15 protein-coding genes are annotated in these 19216 nt (G+C 51.4%); 5 read left to right on the top strand and 10 right to left on the bottom strand.

Annotated features, from left to right (window positions below):
* Positions 1-21 precede the first annotated feature (21 nt).
* Positions 22-525: a 2-amino-4-hydroxy-6-hydroxymethyldihydropteridine diphosphokinase gene (gene folK, locus ACOQPM_RS04955; protein ID WP_420628121.1), complete on the bottom strand. Its 504-nt coding sequence runs from the start codon at positions 523-525 to the stop codon at positions 22-24.
* Positions 526-667: 142 nt separating this feature from the next.
* On the opposite strand from folK, the gene ACOQPM_RS04960 reads away from it, so the two are divergent.
* Positions 668-2083, top strand: a complete 1416-nt coding sequence (locus tag ACOQPM_RS04960) for a peptidoglycan DD-metalloendopeptidase family protein (RefSeq protein WP_420628122.1) — start codon at positions 668-670, stop codon at positions 2081-2083.
* 497 nt (positions 2084-2580) lie between these two features.
* Here the strand turns inward: ACOQPM_RS04960 and ACOQPM_RS04965 are convergent, their stop codons facing one another.
* The 7 genes from ACOQPM_RS04965 to ACOQPM_RS04995 form a co-directional block, all read right to left on the bottom strand.
* Positions 2581-3393, bottom strand: a complete 813-nt coding sequence (locus ACOQPM_RS04965) for an alpha/beta fold hydrolase (RefSeq protein ID WP_420628123.1) — start codon at positions 3391-3393, stop codon at positions 2581-2583.
* Between the two features lie 72 nt (positions 3394-3465).
* Positions 3466-4446, bottom strand: a complete 981-nt coding sequence (locus ACOQPM_RS04970; RefSeq protein WP_420628124.1) for a ribose-phosphate diphosphokinase — start codon at positions 4444-4446, stop codon at positions 3466-3468.
* Positions 4447-4511: 65 nt separating this feature from the next.
* Positions 4512-5102, bottom strand: coding sequence for a leucyl/phenylalanyl-tRNA--protein transferase (gene aat, locus ACOQPM_RS04975; protein WP_420628125.1), 591 nt, complete (start codon positions 5100-5102; stop codon positions 4512-4514).
* Positions 5103-5209: 107 nt separating this feature from the next.
* The gene (locus ACOQPM_RS04980) at positions 5210-6136 is read right to left on the bottom strand and encodes a hydroxymethylglutaryl-CoA lyase (protein WP_420628126.1); all 927 of its coding nucleotides are present in this window, start codon (positions 6134-6136) and stop codon (positions 5210-5212) included.
* A 262-nt stretch (positions 6137-6398) separates the two neighbouring features.
* Entirely contained in the window at positions 6399-6755 is a 357-nt protein-coding gene (locus tag ACOQPM_RS04985) for a rhodanese-like domain-containing protein (protein ID WP_420628127.1), read from the bottom strand.
* A 1-nt stretch (position 6756) separates the two neighbouring features.
* Positions 6757-7131: a DUF423 domain-containing protein gene (locus ACOQPM_RS04990; protein ID WP_420628128.1), complete on the bottom strand. Its 375-nt coding sequence runs from the start codon at positions 7129-7131 to the stop codon at positions 6757-6759.
* Positions 7124-7489, bottom strand: coding sequence for a hypothetical protein (locus ACOQPM_RS04995; protein ID WP_420628129.1), 366 nt, complete (start codon positions 7487-7489; stop codon positions 7124-7126). The genes ACOQPM_RS04990 and ACOQPM_RS04995 overlap by 8 nt, the downstream gene beginning before the upstream one ends.
* 290 nt (positions 7490-7779) lie before the next feature.
* On the opposite strand from ACOQPM_RS04995, the gene ACOQPM_RS05000 reads away from it, so the two are divergent.
* Together ACOQPM_RS05000 and ACOQPM_RS05005 are read left to right on the top strand one after the other, a co-directional pair.
* On the top strand, positions 7780-14979 hold the full coding sequence (locus ACOQPM_RS05000; RefSeq protein WP_420628130.1) for an RHS repeat-associated core domain-containing protein: 7200 nt from the start codon (positions 7780-7782) through the stop codon (positions 14977-14979).
* 8 nt (positions 14980-14987) lie between these two features.
* The gene (locus ACOQPM_RS05005; RefSeq protein ID WP_420628131.1) at positions 14988-16130 is read left to right on the top strand and encodes a hypothetical protein; all 1143 of its coding nucleotides are present in this window, start codon (positions 14988-14990) and stop codon (positions 16128-16130) included.
* A gap of 70 nt (positions 16131-16200) precedes the next feature.
* Here the strand turns inward: ACOQPM_RS05005 and ACOQPM_RS05010 are convergent, their stop codons facing one another.
* Entirely contained in the window at positions 16201-16515 is a 315-nt protein-coding gene (locus ACOQPM_RS05010; RefSeq protein WP_420628132.1) for a hypothetical protein, read from the bottom strand.
* A 167-nt stretch (positions 16516-16682) separates the two neighbouring features.
* Between ACOQPM_RS05010 and ACOQPM_RS05015 the strand changes: the two genes are divergently transcribed.
* Both ACOQPM_RS05015 and ACOQPM_RS05020 read left to right on the top strand, forming a co-directional pair.
* Entirely contained in the window at positions 16683-17252 is a 570-nt protein-coding gene (locus tag ACOQPM_RS05015; protein ID WP_420628133.1) for a hypothetical protein, read from the top strand.
* Positions 17252-17833 carry a hypothetical protein gene (locus ACOQPM_RS05020; protein ID WP_420628134.1) on the top strand — a complete coding sequence of 194 codons (582 nt, stop codon included), beginning with the start codon at positions 17252-17254 and terminating at the stop codon, positions 17831-17833. Before ACOQPM_RS05015 ends, ACOQPM_RS05020 begins: the two co-directional genes overlap by 1 nt.
* Before the next feature lie 4 nt (positions 17834-17837).
* Here the strand turns inward: ACOQPM_RS05020 and coaBC are convergent, their stop codons facing one another.
* Complete coding sequence (coaBC, locus tag ACOQPM_RS05025) at positions 17838-19070, bottom strand: bifunctional phosphopantothenoylcysteine decarboxylase/phosphopantothenate--cysteine ligase CoaBC (protein ID WP_420628135.1); 1233 nt, start codon at positions 19068-19070, stop codon at positions 17838-17840.
* Between the last annotated feature and the right edge of the window lie 146 nt (positions 19071-19216).

A 19216-nucleotide genomic window follows, 5' to 3' on the forward strand; every position in this document is an offset into this window, starting at 1 on the left:
TTTTATCGTCAAAAAAAGAGGCTAATTCAGATTTATTGGTTCAGGTGTGTGGTCAAACGGCCGTATCCCCTCACCATCCACCGCGGTAGCAAGCTGTGCAATGGTGCTGCCTAGCCGTGGATGCACAAACTCTGGCGCGATGTCTGCCAATGGCCGTAGCACAAAAGCGCGCTCGTGCAGTCGCGGATGCGGAATGGTTAATTGCTCAGTTTCGATAATTTGGTTGGCGTAAAAAAGAAGATCAATATCAATGAGGCGCGGCCCCCAACGCTCGGCAGGCTCCCGCCCCAGTTCAATTTCCAAATTTTTGACAAAGGTAAGGAGATCAACAGGTGGCAAATTGGTTTGGGCAGCCAGGCACAGGTTCAAAAAGTCGGGCTGGTTGGTAACGCCCCAGGGCGGCGTTTGGTAAATGGGAGAAACGGCCGTAATCACCATTGCCTCAGCCAATGCCTCAATGGCTGCCTGCAAATTGGCGGCGCGGTCACCCAAATTTGTGCCTAAACCTAGATAAATCGTCTGCATGTGCGTCGTTGTTAACCAAGTTCGGTCAAAATGACCAAAATGATGCCCTGCGTCATATGGCAAAATTTATAACACAGCGCGTCATCTATGTCAATCTTTTTCTTAGGCTGTTCCATAACAAAAACTAATGGAGGCGCCGCAGATGCCCTGTAAACGGCCGTCCCTCACACGCGCGGGCTGGCTGAATGATTCAGAAATCGTATGCCTTAAATCAACGCCATTTACTCTGGTAGGCACCCCAGAAATATGGTTTCTTAGCTGGAAAATCTCCTTCAGATCGCGCAATCGTGCCAAAATGACCAGTCTGGATACAATCATTTGGATGAAACGCGGACTTATTCTCTCAATTCTGGCATTTGTGCTGCTGGGTTTAATGACGCAGCGCACCACAGCTCAAACAGTGTCATCTCGCCTGTTGGTGCAGCCAGGAGACAGCTGGGCGGCACTGGCCGTGCGCTTTCAGGTGAATGCAGCAACGCTGCGCCAACTCAATCCCCACATAAACCCAACCCGCCAGCCCACTATCGGTACGGAGCTAATTTTGCCAGAAACGGCCGTTGAGCAATCAGGCCATTTTTTGCGGCAGCAGGGGGGTTTGCTAGCAACGGCCGTTGCCCACAATATTTCACCCTGGTTAATCGCTATACGCAACAATCGGCCATCCCCGCACCATCCGGCCCCCTACCAACCCATTTTTGTGTCTGCGCTAAACATCACCCCACGCGAACTGCCGATTGGTTTTTCCACGCTGGAACTGTCTCAACTGGTTGGCATACCGGGGCAAGCCATTGGGTTTCGGGCAGAAATGGTAGAGCAGCAGACGGTGACGGCCGTTCTAGACAACAATGCGCTGGATGTTTTTGCGAACGGCCGTTACCTGGTGGGGCTAACCGGCACGGGTGCATTTTTTGGCACACAACAGCCAGAACTGACGATACAAGTTGGTAACGCACCCCCCTGGCGGCAACCCTGGCAGTTCCGCGACCCCGACGCCTGGGAATATCAACAACTGACGCTCACGGGAACGGCCGCACAAATTGATCAGCAATTCATCGCTGAAGAGCGGGAGCGGCTGTTTGCCATTTGGGAGCAAAACAGTGGCCCCGCCCAATGGCAAAATTCGTTCCAGCTACCCATCAACAACTATCTGGAAATTAGCAGCGTCTTTGGGGTACGCCGCTCTTACAACGGCGGGCCGTACCGCAGCTACCACGAGGGGGTGGATTTTGCAGCCTACGGCGGTACGCCCGTGCTGGCCCCCGCTAGCGGCACGGTCGTCGTCGCCGAATTTTTGTACGTGCGCGGCGGTGCGGTCATCATTGATCATGGCCTGGGCATTTATTCCGGCTACTATCACCTATCTAGCCTGGCCGTTGCGCCTGGCGATCTGGTCACGCCCGGCCAAATCATTGGCGAAGTGGGGACAACCGGGCTGTCAACCGGCAATCATCTCCACTGGGATTTATTGGTGGATGCCGTTTGGGTGGATGCCGAAGCCTGGCTGGAACAAGACATGGCCTGCTGGATTTTGGCAGGGTTGAAACGGCCGTGTGAATGATAAGAAAAATATTGAGTTATTTGTTGAAACGCGGAGGTTAACATTACACGAAAACCGATATTTACATTTGCATCATTAGCATTTAGTGGTGGCGGTAACTTTATTGCTTGGGGAATCTATGTGTGGATTGTTTTATTAGTACCCAGAGGTAGCCATAGCTTTTTGGGGGATGCTTTGATTATCTATTCACCTATTTTATTAGGAATTGCATGTGCTATTGCTCTTGCATTTGCTTTAATCGCTAGTTTGCGCGGTGAATCCCGTTTACGCCTTCGTCGCATAGCATATTTTCTTAGCGTACTTTCTTTTCCTTGGTACCTTCTTTTTTTGAACATTACTATTTTCTAATCCCTTGCTGCGGTGCAGTCCCTATGGCGAGCTATGGCAGGCGTCCCGCCTCGCCACTTATTTTTCCAGCATGGATTTTGAGGTAAGCGACAGCTGCTTGGGTGGGAAACGGCCGTTTCCCACCCAAACTAAATCCAAAAATTCAGCATTTACTCTTCGTCAACATCACCAAACAAATCTTCAAGAAAGTCAATCACAGCATCATTGAAGATGTCTGGCTGCTCCAAGTTGGGCAGATGGCCTGCATCTGGCACGAGAACCAGTTCAGAATTGGGGATCGCTTTGTGCATCGCCTCCGCTTCCGTGGGCGGAATGAGCGTATCGTCCGCGCCATGAATGATTAGAACCGGCACGTCAATGTCGCCTAGCGTGGGGGTAGAATCTATGCGGTCGCGCATGGCCGCCAGCGCACCCACCACCCCGTTGAGCGAAGCGCTACTCATGATTTCCTGGGCAAAGCCCACCAGTTCCGGGTCATTTTCATACGTTTTGGCGGCCATCATTTTGGGCAGCATGCCAGCGGAAACGGCCGTTGCCCCCTCATTTTTGGCCAGCTCTGCCGCTTTGTCTCGGCCTGCCTTGCCCTCTGGCGAATCGGCACCAGCGCGGGTAGCCGCCAAAATCAGCCCAGACACATGCTCTGGGTAGCGACGATAAAATTCCAGGGCGATGTACCCGCCCATCGAGAGGCCACACACCACAAACGGTGTCGCCACGTTGAGATGCCCCAACAAGTCGGCACAATCATCTGCCAATTGGGTGATGGAATATGGGCCCGGCACGCTGTCGGTATTGCCAAAGCCGCGTAAATCAGGCGCGATGACCCTGGCATAGTCACCCAAATCCTCAATTTGGGGTGTCCACATGCTGCTGCTCAACGGGAAGCCGTGAATTAGCAGCAAAGCTGGCTTGTCGCAAGAATCCTGAAACGCCATTACAAAATCGTTATCATTTTCACTCATTTTTGTCCTCAACTTTGTTCGTCGTTAGTGGCTGGTTGCTAATAACGAATCACTCGTAGCTAGCCACAATTTTTATGTTTCCATGCCCTCAAACAGTTCGCCAATGGAACGGCGCAGGTAATTTTGGCGAATGGCTTCCGCAAAGACGTTGCCAACGGAGAGTACTTTGAGATTGGGCGGCTGGCGGTCAGGCGGCCTTTCCACCGTGTCTGTGGTGATAATTTCCTGGATTTGGGGGATGGAGTTGATGCGTGTCACTGCCGGCCCCAAAAACAGCCCGTGGGTGCAAATGAGAGAGATTTGCTCAACCCCACTCTCCACCAAAACCTCGCTCAGTTCGACTACAGAACCAGCCGTGGCAATCTCATCATCGTACACATAGGCATGTTTGAACCCCTGCACCTGCCGCCGAATCAGGCCGCCGATTTTCACCTCGGTGTCTGAAACGCGCGTTTTATCGGCAGAGGCGATGGGCAAGCCCAGCCCCGCCGCAAAGCGGGCCGCAGGCTTGGCGCGGCCCATGTCTGGCGCAACCACCACATCCCGGTTTGGGTCTAACGGCCGTTGCCGAATAAATTGCTCCAACGTCATCCGCGCCGTCAGCGGATCGGCAGGAATGCTAAAAAAGCCGTGCACCTGGGGCGAATGTAGCGTCATCGTCATCACATGCGTCGCCCCAGATGAGCGCAGCAGGTCAGCAATGAGTCGAGCCGTTATGGAAATGCGCGGCGCATCTTTTTTGTCTGAACGCGCATAGGAAAAATATGGAATGATGGCATGTATCTCCCGTGCAGCCGCACTTTTGGCAATATCCAGCATCATCAGCAATTCTACCAAATGGTCGCTCACCGGCGGGGTTAAAGATTGCACAATGTACACAATGCGTCCGCGTACGCTGGCGCCTAGCTGTACAAACAAATTGTCGTTACTAAATCTGGAAAATTTGGTCTCCTCAAGTGGAATCTGCAAATGCTCACCAATTTTTTGCGCCAGTGGCACATTGGAACGGCCGCTAAACAGCCGCACATCATCTGGGTCTAAATTTCGGGTCATCTTCTCCTCCAAATAGAGCGTATTGCGTATTGCGTAAAAAACGGAATACGCAATAGGGTGCATTCTCAACGAAAGGTGGTTGGTAGCAGCAACGCCCGGCTGAGTTTGAGTTTGTAGGCTGCTGTCGGTATCTCGACTGCGCCAAACGTGCGTAAATGCTCGGTCATGAATTGAATGTCTAGCAAGCTAAACTGACGCTCATTCAGGTGCGCTACCAAAAAGGCAAGTGCCACCTTACTGCTGTCTCGCACACTGCTAAACATGCTCTCTCCAGCAAAAAAGCCGCTGATGGCCACACCGTACAAACCACCAACCAGTTCGCCCTGCTGCCACGCCTCCACGCTGTGGGCAAAGCCTAACTGGTGCAGCCGGACGTAGGCCTGCACGATCTCTTCGCTAATCCAGGTATCTTCCCGACCCAGTGTGGGGGCAGCACAGGCTTGTATGACGGCCGTAAATGCACTGTCTATACGAATTTCAAACTGCTGCTTGCGAATCGTGCGACGGAGAGAGCGAGAAATATGGAAACGATCCAGGGGAATGATAGCTCTAGGGTCAGGATCGTACCAGTAAATACGGCCGTCTTCATGCGCCATCGGGAACACGCCCTGGCAATACGCCGAGAGCAAAACCTGAGGAGAAAGAAAGCTATCCACTACTATTGCGCCCCCAAAGTTCGCATAAGATTAATAACGGCGACGCAATAGTTAAACAGTCCGGCAAACTTATCATATAACCTTTTTCGGATTTTTGCCGGACTGTACTATCCAAACGTCAACGCTGGCTCCTGGGCACATTGGCTTTCCCACCATTGCCGAATCCGACCACCAATCGGCCGTCCCACGTACCCCTCAATCTGGTAGACTACATCCCACAGGCGGGCAAAATCTACACCGGTTCCCAAACCCATCTTATACGCCAAAAAGATTAGATCCTCAGTTGCCAAATTACCAGCCGCGCCCGGAGCAAACGGGCAGCCGCCCAAGCCCCCCACGCTGCTATCAAAAATGCGGACACCAGCTTGCAGCGCAGTGGTTGCGTTAGCCAGCCCAATCGCTTGCGTGTCGTGCAGATGCACCGCCAGCTTCTCCATGCCTAGCCGTCGCCCCAAATTTTCCATCAGCCGCCCCACATCCAGCGGATTGGCGTGGCCGATGGTGTCGGCAATGGCTAGCTCATCTGGCGCTAGCTGCCACAGCTTTTCGGCCATCGCAATGGTGCGCTGCGGCGGTGTATTGCCCTCAAAGGGGCAGACCCAGGCGGTCATCACGTAAATCCGCGTCCAGATGCCATCCCGTCGCGCCTGTGTCATGAGGTCTCGGGTAATTTCGTAAGCCCGCTGCGACGACATGCGGGTGTTTTTTTGGCTAAACGTTTCGGTTACAGAGACGCCAAAGGCCATCGAGCGGCAGCCTGAGGCCAAAGCACGGTCATAGCCACGCTGGTTGAACACGAGTCCGATGAAATCTGTTTGGGGGTATGTGGTACGGCCGTAGGCCATCAACTCATCTGCATCGGCCATTTGTGGCACCGCTTTGGGATGCACAAAGCTGGTCAACTCAATGTGGTGTAAGCCAGCCGCCACCAAACCAGCCACCAACGCTTTTTTTTGCGCGGTATCAATTAGCTGGACTTCATTTTGCAGACCATCGCGGGGGCCAACCTCATAAATTTTTAGAGATTCGGGCATAAATATCCATACCGTTAAGTAAACCGCAGAAAGTTTTCGGATGAAAAAGAAGCCATTGCTCTGCGGCTTACTCAGGTAATCGGCCAAAATCACGGCTCGCTAATTTCAAGAACTTCTTGCCGATTACATAAATTGACTTGCACAGGCCGCAATGGGGAATGGCCTGTGGGAAATAGTTATGCCAATTTTACCATACATCGGTATAGATTTAGTGGGTAGTAGCAAGTAGATTAGTACCCATTTGCCCAACAAGGCGTTAGCCTTAGTACCTACCCACGGAGGGATCAACAGCGATGGCGTAGGCATCAATGCCGCCATCCATGTTTAACACATTGGTCCACCCCTGCTGGCGCAGCCAGGCCGTTACCTGGGCGCTACGGTTTCCATGATGGCACAGCACCACAATTTCAGCGTCTTTGTCTGCCAGCACGGCTTCTGGGAGGGATTCGGGGCCTTGCCGAGCCAATTTACTCAAGGGGGCAGTCAATACGCCACTGCCTAAATTTGCGTAAAGCAGTTCGTTTGGCTCACGCACATCTAGCAGAATAAAATTGTCGCCATTTTCTCGTTTTTGGGCCACTTCCTGCACAGAAAGGCCGGGGACGCCGTAAGGGTTCATATCACGCTCTCCAGGCCGCTAGCAACAAACACCCCCAGCCTGCAATAAATGCCACACCACCGATGGGGGTGATGGCACCTAGCCAACTTTGCCGAGTGAATACCAACAGGTACAAGCTGCCAGAAAAAATGAGTATGCCAGCCAGCAGCAGATAGCCACCCCAGGTAGTGAGGCTTACGGGATATTTATCGGCTAGCCAAGCGGCGGCAAAGAGGCCCAGGGCGTGATAGACGTGATAGCGAACGGCCGTATCATACGTCCCCGCCAGATTTGGAAACTTCTCAAAATAGCTGCTAAGTCCGTGTGCGCCAAATGCACCAGCTCCAACACCCAGTATCATGAATAGTGATCCTAAAATCACAAAAATCTTACTCATCCTCTTCTTCCTCGTTAATTTCAGTTTGCCAGCGCATGGTGGGTGGCTCCTCAATAGCGGGGCCTTCCCCCTGAGCCAGGCGGTCTAGCCAGCTCAGTGGGTCTTCAGGCGCGGCCGTTTCGATGGCGATGTAGGCGGCGTACGTTTCTTCCAGATGCGGCCGTTCTCGCACCACTTCTTGCACTAACTCAGGAAGACGGCCGTTTCGCTCCATCGTGCCAATCAACAACCCAGCTTTATCACGCTGCGTCTTCCCCCGCAATTGGTCATACGCCACACCCAACCGCCTACACAATGCCTGAATCTCTTCCAGGTTAAACACCGTAACCAAATCATCCCGCAGCCTAAATCTATCCATGCTGTCCATTCTACCCTGACTTCCGGCAATATTAAAGAACACAACTTGGTTTTTTGTGTAGGCAGACGAGCAAGCCATTTCCCTGAACATGACATTTGTCACCCTCCATTGTGGCCTAGTTGCACTTCTGTAAAGACCCCCTCCAAAGTAAAGTTGGCACAGGTTGTTCAGGTCTTGTCGCTCTGAATAGCTCTCAAACTCTCTAGCCAGCACTGCATCAACTTTGTATTGCAAAGATTCTCTTTTCAAAAATTTTTCACCTTCACAAGAACGCTTTCAGGAGGGTTCCCATGCGTCGTTTTGCTCGTCTTTGTGTCCGCGCTTTCTGTTTCTTACTGTTGACTCTCTTTGTCCTGCAACTGCCAGCCCTCATTACTGTAGCAGCCCAAACCATTGACCCTGGCCCAGCACCTGTTGCAGATACCACACTCCCTAGCATGGCGTTTCAACCCCCATCAGATGCAGACAAAATCGAAGACTTTGTGCCTCCAGGAGTGGAGCTGGTCAGATACGATGTCGCCAAAGGCGAAGATAGTGCCTACACACTAGACTCAGATAAAGGGAATGCCATTGCTTTTAACAGTGATCACATCGGTATCATCATGGAAGCAGGGACAATTCCTAATGGAACCCTTCTGGAGTTTAAAGAGTCCACCGACTCAACCACCATCTCTAAAGAAGCCGACGCAGAAGTCAAGCCAGACCCCTCCTACACCATCCAGTTTCACGTTGAAACGGTAGATCAACTCAAAACCGATGAGGTGCAACAGTTTGAGCGCATGTCGCGCATTGTTGTGGATATGCGCCATTTTGGGATTGACCTGGAAGAAGTTGGCGGCTACTTCTACCTCGCCTACGAAGATGAAAACAACCCCGGCACCTGGATAGAAGTTCCTACAGATTCCTATGGCAAGACCGGGCTCATCAGTGCTGAGGTTGCCCACTTTTCCAACTGGCAATCTGGCTGGCGACCTGAAGCATGGGCGTTGGAATGGCGACCCCCTACCGTTAATGAGTTTACGGGCACTGCCCGTTATCAATATCCATTCAACATCCCCGCAGGACGAGCAGGTTTACAGCCAACCGTGGCACTTTCTTACAACAGCGCATCCTTGCGGGGAGCAGTCAGGCAAGTAGCGTATGGCTCAGTGGCCACTGGTTGGTCGCTAAGTGACATTAGCATTACCCGAACAGGTATTAAAAATGGCGAATCAGCTTGGACATATCCCGACACTTTCCGGCTCACCATCAACGGCACTGGCGGACGGCTCGTAAAAGGGGACACCACAAGTGGCGTCACCACCTTTTACGTCGAAGACATGCCCCATATTCAAGTGCTGAACTATGGTGGACGTAAATGGGATCAAGAGGTTAGCGGCAATACCTATTGGATTGTTCGGGATGGCAGCGGTGTCACCTACCGCTTGGGCTATACGGAGGACTCCTATTCACTCCAGGATACAGAACTTAATAATGGGGGGATCGATAGGGAGATTACGGCTTGGCATGTGGACACCGTAACAGATGCGTTCGGCAACCAGATTAACTATACATATAATCGCCCTGCGCGCTACGACAATTGGGGATTTTGGTGTCCCTGGGGAGGCAACTGCTCTTGGGAAGTTTGGACTTACAATAGCCAAGTCGCACACATCTATTATAACTTTGATGAGCGCATCACCAGTTCCCCATCTGCCCACAATGTCAACCGCAAAATAGATTCCGGCACAGCCACCTACGCCACGCATATTCATGTGGTTTACGGCTCTTCAGACCAACGCCTAACCGAAATTAAGATATATCATGGGGACGGCAGCTTGCCGATTCGGAAATACCTCATTAACGCCACAAACGAGGTTAAAAACAACCCATTAAATTGCGATACTTATGGCGGAGGGGCTGGCCAATATACGACGTCAAAAACGTGGACACGAGTCATTAACTCAATTGAAGAACAAGGGTACGATGTTATCAGCAGCCAATGGATTGCCTTACCCGCGACGACATTTTCTTATACCTTCTACCATCATTACACACATACGCTGGCAAATAACGCTGCCTGTTTTCAGTACAAATATATGACATCCTATGAAAATGGGTATGGTGGTGAGGTAGAATTTACCTATGGCACCAACGGCCGTCAGGTTGGCGATTATGATAACTGTCGGGGGAGTGCCCAATGCGATCCAGCTGTCTTGCCATCCCAGGGGCGCAACTATTGGATTACCCAGGTCAAAGTATATGACGGACAAAATCCTGACCCCGTCATCACAAACTACAACTATCAGGATATTTGTTATGACCAGACGCAAGTGCATCAAAATGAGCCTATCTGCCCGCAACCGGACACGACCACAACGCGGGGTAGCATGGGAGGCTTTGGCGAAGTTACGGTCACAACCTATGATTACGATGGCACAACCCCGTTGCTCATCCGCAAGACGTATTATCATCAGGAAGCCAATAAATACGGCCGTCCCGAACAAACTGACATCATGGACGGCAATAGCGTACTCCTGACGCGAAATGAGTACGTCTACACGGTCAGCACCTACTCATCGTACAACGTTCAATTTACCTACACCTATGAAGAATCAACAAAGCACTACCATAGCGGCAGTAACTCAACCGACATTTCAAGCAAGGTGAGGTATGCGTACAATGCCAGTTACCAAAACATCTATGACGGCAGCCCCTCTGAACCCGTTAGTAGACAATTGGGGCAAGTCACTCATATCGAAGAATTTGATAGTGCCTCCACCTCAACCCCATTCCGTACAACCCGACAATGGTACCGCGCCAACAGTAAAAATGAGCGTTGGGTTATTCGTAATACGTCTATAGGTGTTTACGAAACGAACTCTTGGAATCAAATTCATTCCACCTGGAACTACTATGACAATTTAACAGATCATGGCGGTGAGTTAACGCAAGGTGCCTTGACCCGAACTCGCAATCTTCTACCGGGCGAGATTTCCTGCAGCGATGTGCCCGGTGGTGATGGCAGTGGGGGTGGGTATGTTTGCGATACGGCGTATTTAACTTCCGAGCAAACCTTTGCCTACGATGCGTATGGCAACGTCACCAGTCAGAGCTCCTATTCGGATTATGGCTACCAAACCCAAGATACGCTCAATACGCCAGGCTCACCTGACACAGATTACACCCTGCGAGACGTACCACCTTCAGGTATCCTACAAACTACAGATATTGATTACGAAGCAGATTACAATCTGTATCCCGTCATGGTCACCGATCCTGCTAATCAAATCACCAGATTTGCCATCTATGGCTTTAAGAACTCTTATGGGAGTATAGTCAGCTTATCTGGTTTTCAATCTCATGCTGGCTTGCTCAAACGGGTGGTGAGTCCCAATGGCGCCACAGTAGATTATGAATATGATCCCTTTGGCCGTCTGTTTGCCGTCTATGATTCTTCTGACACAACAGGATTTGGCAATACCAATCGTTGGGATGGCAATCCGCTCAACCGGTATCGTTATTGGGATACCACCTGGAATGATTCGTGGACAACGCTAGATCCATTTGCGGTAACGATTGAAGAAAGGCCCGATGACTATCCAGGCCCAGACACCAATGATTCCAAACATGCCACTATCCATTACTACGATGGGTTAGGGCGTGAAATTCAGGTCAGGCAGCGGTACGTGAATGTAGCAGGGGTCGGCGAGCGAGATGTAGTTGTTGTCAACGAGTACAATGCTCTGGGACAGGTTAGCTGCACCAGTGTGCCATTTTATGTGTCCACCTCAGCCGGTACGGTCACAGATAGCTGTAGCAGCAAAGACCGCACAACCACCACCTACGATGCTCTGGGACGCCCGTTGATCATCACAGCCCCAGATGGAACGACAACAACCAACAGCTATAGCGTCCTCGACACCGTTACCGTAGATAGCTACAACATACTTAGCAAAGTAGAAACGATAGATGGCAATGGCCAGGGCATCCGCCGCTTCTCTAACGCCAGAGGGGAATTGGTGCTGGTGCGCGAACTAAACGAGACCAATGGCTGGTATGCCGATACCCGGTACAGTTACGACTTACTGGGTAATTTAGTGACTGTAGGGACCAGTGGGTCTCAAAACTCAAACCCTGGCACCTTTTTGCGGGAAGTCACCATGACCTACGACAATTTTGGCCGCAAAACAGGCATGGAAGACCCGGATATGGGGGATTGGAGCTATGAGTATGATGCCGCAGGCAATCTGACGCGACAGATAGATGCCAACGGCGATGTGCTTTGCTTCTACTACGATGAGATGAACCGCCTGACGCGCCAGGTTGAGGACAGCTCTCCTGGAAGTGCCTGTCCCACAACCCCGCCGACGAGTGGTCAATACCATATTGTCAGCTACGATTACAACACCTCGGGCAATGGTGCAGGTCAAATTGATTCTGTAAGCTGGGGACCAGACCCCACCCAAAACAAGGATGAGTTTACCTACGATAGCCTGGGACGGGTGACACAGCAAGACAGGTGGATTGATAACCGGCTCTATACAATGGCCACAACCAGCTTTGATACGCTCAATCGGCCACTCACAATGGTGTATCCCAATGGGGACGAAGTCACGATTGGCTACGATAGGGAGGGGGAAAACACGCTAACGCTCACCCTGCCCGGTGATGATACGGTGTTGGTTGAAGATATTACCTTCAACGCCTTTGGCCAGATGGTACATATTGACCGCAGCAACGACATTCCCAATACCGATCCCGATACCACCTACACCTACGGCTCCGCAACTAACAATTTCCGGCTTGAGAAAATTGCCCACGGCACCGCTGGGGATAATCGGCCAGATTTTGAATTTGCCTACGACAACATTGGCAACATTACCACCATCACCAACACGGTCTCAGCAAGCTATTACGGCACAGATGTGCAATCCTTCACCTACGATAGTCTCAATCGGTTAACATCTGCTTGTACCTTAAGTGGGAGTAATTGCACGACCGGTTCCAGTAACGGTCACTATAACCACACCTATGCCTACGATATATTGGGGAATATCACCTCGTTCAATGGGGACACCTACACCTACGGAGATGCAGATCATATTCATGCGGTGACAACTGTTGGCTCAAATACCTATGCCTACGATGATAACGGCAACATGACTTCCCGCACTGAAGGCGGGGTGACTTATACCCAAAACTTCGACGTGCAAAATCGCCTGACGAGCGTTGTTGCCAGTGGAGATACAACAACCTTCAGCTACGATGCCAGCGGCTTTAGGGTCAAGACTGTGGAGCCCGATGGCACCGTAATTTACACCCCCTTCCCCTTCTATGAAGAAGAAGTGCAGCCAAGCGGACAATCTGGTCTTGAATCTGATGGCACCCTGGTTGCTGTCCCGGCAGCAGGCCAGGATACCAGCACAACTGCCAACGGCAATGGCACAACAAGCGCACACCTCTCTCAACTGGACGAGACGCTGCCTTTGCTATTTGTCTTCTTTGCTTCACTTTTCTTGGTTGGCATTTACGTTTTAACCCAAAGACAGATGCTTTCTCCCCGTCAGGTACATCTAGCGTGGCGAACTTTGGCAGGGTTATTTATTCTGACCATTGTCATTGCCAGCTTGGGTCTGACCCACTCTGTTCAAGCAACAAACGGTGAATTGAGTGACCCACAAAGCCCAATGTACGGTGCTGTGCAGTCCCCGTGGGTGAGTGCCGACATTGGCACTGTGGGGGTGGCTGGCTCAGCCGATGAAACAAGTGGGACCTTTACATTAGATGGCGCCGGGGCTAACATTGCTGGCACCGTGGATGCCTTCCACTTTGTCTATCAGAGCCTGAGTGGGGACGGCACGATTACGGCCAATGTGGCTTCCCTGACGGGTGGGGGCAGCACCCCCAGAGCGGGTTTGATGATGCGGGAGAGCCTGGCTGACAATTCAGCCCATGTCTCAGCCGTGGTGCAGGGCAACCGGATTCGGGTGCTGGACAGAGCCACCACGGGCGGCAGCACCACCGATGTACAGGGACACTCTCAGGGTGCGCCGGAATGGTTGCGGATTGAGCGCAGTGGCAACACCTTTACTTTGTCGCGCTCGAATGACGGCAGCAGCTGGACGGTGATGCAGACCCGAACGATTACGATGGGAACGACGATTTACATGGGGATGGCGGTGACAGGCAACAGCACCACGACGCTGGCGACGGGGACGTTTGACAATGTCTCGGTTTCTGGCAGTGGTGGGTCTACCGCTACGCCAACAGCGACGAATACGCCAACCAATACCCCAACGCCGACGGCGACGAGTGTGGGGCCAACGCCCACCCCGTCACCCACGCCAACGACACCACCGCCAACAGAGGTGACGATTCAGCGGTTGACGTTTATGTTTGCCGGCCAGCCAATTGCGGTAAAGGTTGATGGCGACCCGACGAGCACGAATAATGGCATCTTCTATATCTTTACAGACCATCTGGGCAGCACGGTTGTGCTAACGAAAGATAGTGATGGGTATATCCGTGGCGATAGTCTGGTGCGGTATTTGCCATTTGGAGGGTATAGGGGAGGTGCCGGAACACAGGATTTGACGGATAGAGGGTACACTGGTCACAAGGAGAACTTGGATATTGGGTTGATATACATGAACGCCCGATTTTACGTGCCAACTCTTAACCGCTTTGCCAGTGCGGATACGATTGTACCCGATCCGGCCAACCCGCAAAGCTTCAACAGATTTTCCTACGCCTACAACAATCCCATAAATTATTCAGACCCATCTGGCCATAACCCTGTTTGCAATTCTGATGGATCTATTTGTTCAGATGATCCAGCAACAATTGATCCCGCTGCAAAGCAGCATGGGCGATCGAGGCCAGCACCTAGCCCTGCTTTTGCTCCTCCGCAAGGTTATGAATGGGCTCTTATGACTCCAGGCGGGAATGGAAGAGTAAGTTGGTATGATTATCCAATAATAAATGATCCAAACATTACCCATCCAGATCAATTGCCCTATCGAGAAGGAATAGGCGATTACAATTACTATCAAGTTCAGGGGTCTGTCATGTTAAATGGTCAAGCTTGGAATTATAGAGTTGATGAAAATCGCTGGACGCAAAACACAGGTCAGTCCGTCTGTCAAGGTGGCTTTGTATCAGCAACTCAATGTGTTACTCCGTATCAATTTAGCTCCCAGATAAATGGGGAAGATCCTTATCAACATCCAACAACTGGTGCCGTTAACAATAGCAGTGCGATTCCTATGGGGCAAGGAAACATTGTCTTGGTTCAAATAAATGATGGCAAAGACTTTGCTATCGTTGTCGAGACACGCGATGAGTGCCCAGGATGTAACCCATTACAAATTGATATTCTAGCTAGAGACCCTCTTACTAATTTCCCATCTTATAACATTCATGGTGGAGCATCAGCAAATGTATATTTTTGGGTTGCAGTTCCAAAATTATCGGCACCGCCCAATAGTTTAGCGCCTCAACCTTATTAAGGACGGATATGATGTTTACTAACAAAGTTTTGACTATTAACTGGCCTTCTGCAAAGAAATTGGGCGCAGTATTTTTTACAATACTAAGTATTTTTATAACTGGCTGCAAACAAGTATCAGTAAACGACACTAATATGGGTGAGATAGAAGCTCTCTCAGTTTCTGTTACTCCATTGACTCCAATTTCCTCAACAAATTCAGAGGATAATACTACCGATCTTTCCGCACATACACCCTCTCCAATAACAGTACCAACTTTTACTTCAACCCCGCACCCTTCATCAACCACACCACCCACTCCGGTTCCATCTGCCACGCCCATTCCAATAATTCAAGGCAATTTAGCGATATTAACAACAGATCGACGTCATCCACAATTTAGTATTAACGGTGACCTCCGTATTATTAACCTAACGACCCAGGAAAGTATTTTGTTATATGAGGATGTATCAAGTGTAAATTGGTCACCGGATGGCAGACGTTTAGTGTTTTCTGCAATGAATCGAAATACTCTTATTGAAGAATTGTTCCTTGTGAATAGTGATGGAACAGATGTTTTAAAATTAGACCCTCCTGTGGTTGGTGAAGCTAACAGGCTATCTCCAGCATGGTCCCCAGATGGGACAAAAATTGCTTTTTCACAGCCGGAAGCTGGGGAATACTTAATCCATATCCTGGATGTGGAAGAGAACAATGTTCAGTTTTTAACAAAGGGTGTTTGGCCAGCTTGGTCGCCTGACGGTTCTCGAATGGCCTTCATCAGATTGTTTCCTGAAGGTGCACACGGGGATATTTTTATCATCGATATTGATGGGAATAACTTACAACAAGTTACAGAAAATATTGAAGCTGGTCGTCCAGCTTGGTCGCCTGATGGGCAATTCATAGCCTTTTATGGTTTTAATCGGCAAAATCAAGAAAGCGGTTTGTTTGTTTTAAATCTAGAATCTATGCAACCTCTGTTAGTTGCACCGAGAGAATATGAGATGTGGATGCCAATAGAAAAACCGATTTGGCTACCGGACAGTTTACAAATTCTTTTTGCACAGGATGGAGAACTATTTGTAATTCATATGAATGATTTAGTACCCATCCCATTAAACTTGCCCTCCAATTATTATTATTTGTTAGGAATGCTTAGACCCTCTTGAAACTAATCCTCTGCTCTGGACGGGTCTTCACGGTGGCTGTGGCCGGCGTCCCCTTGCTGGGGACGGGTCTTCACGGTAGGCTGTGGCACGGCGTCTCGCCGCGCCACTTTTTTTGCCTGCATGGAATGTAATGGAGCGGGAATAGTTTGGATGGGAAACGGCCGTTTGCCTTGTACCTGACTGCGTCTGGCTGCCATGGCTGGGCATATGCTCGCGCTCCGGACAGGTCTTCTCTCTGTGCTGTGGACAGGCGTCCCGCCTCGCCACTTTTTTTGCCTGCATGGAATGTAATGGAGCGGGAATAGTTTGTATAGAGAACGGCCGTTTGCCTTGTACCTGATGCTGCTGTGTAGGAAACGGCCGTTGCCACCATACTTATGCTCAAATGAAAATATCCAGCAAGACGAAGTAGGCGGCGTGGCGAGACGCCACGCCGCAGCCGGGTGAGGTTTTGCGCTGGCCGGAGACTGCTCCACAACAGGAAAGCAAAAAATCTACCGGATGACTTTTGGCAAGATTGTGTTTTGATACATGTTTACTTATAATAGCGGCATGAAATCTATCTCCACGCATCCAGCCGCCCAATGGCAACTAGCCGCTAAACAAGCCGAGAAAACAGCACCTACGAGACTGCGCCTGGCCGCTATGGCCGGGCATATGCAGATTGATAAAATTGCTGCCCGACGTGCCGCCCTCATCGATCTCCTCGCCGACGGCCGTCCACACACGCGCGAAGAAATCTGGGAAACCGTTGCCTCGCAGCTCGATGCTGATTGCTGGGGCAAGGTGCCTCAGGAAGCCCTGGCACGAGATTTGGCTGCCTTGAGGCAGGGGGGCATTCGGATTGCCTATGCCCGCCGTCCAGAAATTGCTGGCTATTATTTGCAATATCCGCGGTTGGAACGGCCGTCTTCCCCCCCATATGAAGCCACCAACTGGCAACTCATTGAGGCCGTCGGGGAGTTGTCTGTCCCAGAGAAAAACAAACGCACCTTTGCCGCTGCCGATTTTGCCCTGCAGCAGAAGAAACTGCTGCTTGCTGAGACCCATCCAGGTTGGCCTGACGCCGACGTAGAGCAAGCAGCACGTCGCCTAGTGTTTGGAGAAAATGAGGTTGCCTGATGAGCACAGCTTACGAACAAGGGCAGGCCTTTGGCAGCATCATTGATGTGCTAGAAGCGATTGGGGCAACCTACGCCATTTGGGGTGGCCTGGCCGTGGTGGCTTACGGTGAGCCACGCTTTACGCAAGATATGGACATTGTGCTGAGTCCCAAGCAGTTTTCTGCGTCGCTGTTTGTACGACGACTGCAGGAAACCCATTACCATGTGGATGAGATTGCAGTCAATCAGGCGTTAGGGGGCGGTTTTTTCAACGTCATTCACCTGGGATATCACATCAAAACGGATTTTTACGTGCCGACGGAGCCGGAGCTGCTGGCTATGCTGACCGATCGGGTCATGCTACCCTTTGATGAAATGCGCCGGGCGGCTTACATGACCCCCACCTCTATCATCGTGGCAAAGTTGCGGGCTTATGAAAGCAGTGAATCAACCCGCCATCTAGATGACATCGCCTCGATTATTCGCCTCCAGAGCAAGAAGCTAGAGCAGGCCAGGATAGATGTTGCTGCTGCTCAGTTAGGGTTACTAGGCGTGTGGCGCTCGCTATGGGAAGGGAACCAACGGCCGTTGCAATTATGAATTGTTAATGGGCTGACCCGTTCAAACTATTGGCCACATGATGCACCAGGCGCTCGGCAACGGCCGTTTTGCTTTGCATGGGCATCTCTTCCACCACCCCGGCTGAACTGAGCAGCAGCACTTTGTTGGTGTCCACGGCAAAGCCAGCGCCCTGGTCGGTCACATCGTTCACGGCGATAAAGTTGAGCCCTTTGCGGAGGAGTTTGTCACGGCCGTATTCAAATGCGTTGTGGGTTTCTGCTGCAAAACCAAGCACGATCCGTGGGTAGCCACTTTTGTCCCGCTCTGTTTTGACGGCCGTTAAAATATCCAGCGTTACTTCCAGACCAATGGCCAGCCCCCACTGCTCATCTGTCTTCTTGATTTTTTTGTCTGATTGGGTGTTTGGCCGAAAATCGGCCACCGCCGCCACCATGAAAAGCACATCCGCGTCTTTGGCAGCAGATAAAACCGCCTCGCCCATTTGCTCTGTGGTTTGCACGGGAACGGCCGTTGCCCCAAACGGAATCGGTTCAGAAATGGGTCCATGCACCACCGTTACGTCTGCGCCTGCATCCAAAGCCGCCTGAGCCACTGCCAGCCCCTGCTTGCCCGTGGAGCGATTGCTGATGAAGCGCACCGGGTCTAGCGGCTCGCGCGTGGGGCCGGTAGAAACCACTACCTTGCGCCCAGCCAGTGGGCCGCCCTGCGCCACCGCCTGCCGAATGAATCCCAGCAACTCCGCTGGTTCCACCATGCGCCCCAGCCCGGCCAGGCCAGAGGCCATGCGCCCAACGGCGGGGCCTGCAAACTGCACGCCCCGCTCTCGGAGCGTGGCCACATTTGCCTGCGTGGCGGGATGCCCGTACATGCCGCCGTCCATTGCCGGAGCAATGAGGATGGGGCAGCGCGCCGCCAGCGCTGTCACCGTGAGCAGGTTATCTGCCAGGCCAGTTGCCAATTTTGCCATGGTGTGGGCCGTGGCGGGGGCAATCACAAAGAGATCGGCCGTTTCACCCAGCCCCACATGCCGCACATGGTCGTCTAAGCTCCACATATCAGTGTAAGACGGCCGTCCCGTCACAGACCGAAACGTAAGCGGCATCACAAATCGCTGCGCCCCCTCCGTCAAAATGACGTCTACTTCAGCCCCAGCCTGCGTCAGCTTCGAGGCCAAGTCAACTGCCTTGTAACAGGCAATTGACCCCGTAACGCCCAATAAAATTCGTTTTCCCGTCAATAAATTGATTTTGCTCATAAACCTAGAATCTATCTGAAAAAGCCACAGAGGCAAAGAGAAATCTGAGGAATGAGCCCTCGCCTCAAAACGCAAAATAACGATTGTTCATGAGTTTTGTTTATGATTCACATTACTTTTAGCAATAATAACGCCAGATTTTTTGT

This window comes from Candidatus Leptofilum sp. (genome assembly GCF_965223525.1).
Classification (GTDB): Bacteria; Chloroflexota; Anaerolineae; order Promineifilales; family Promineifilaceae; genus Leptofilum.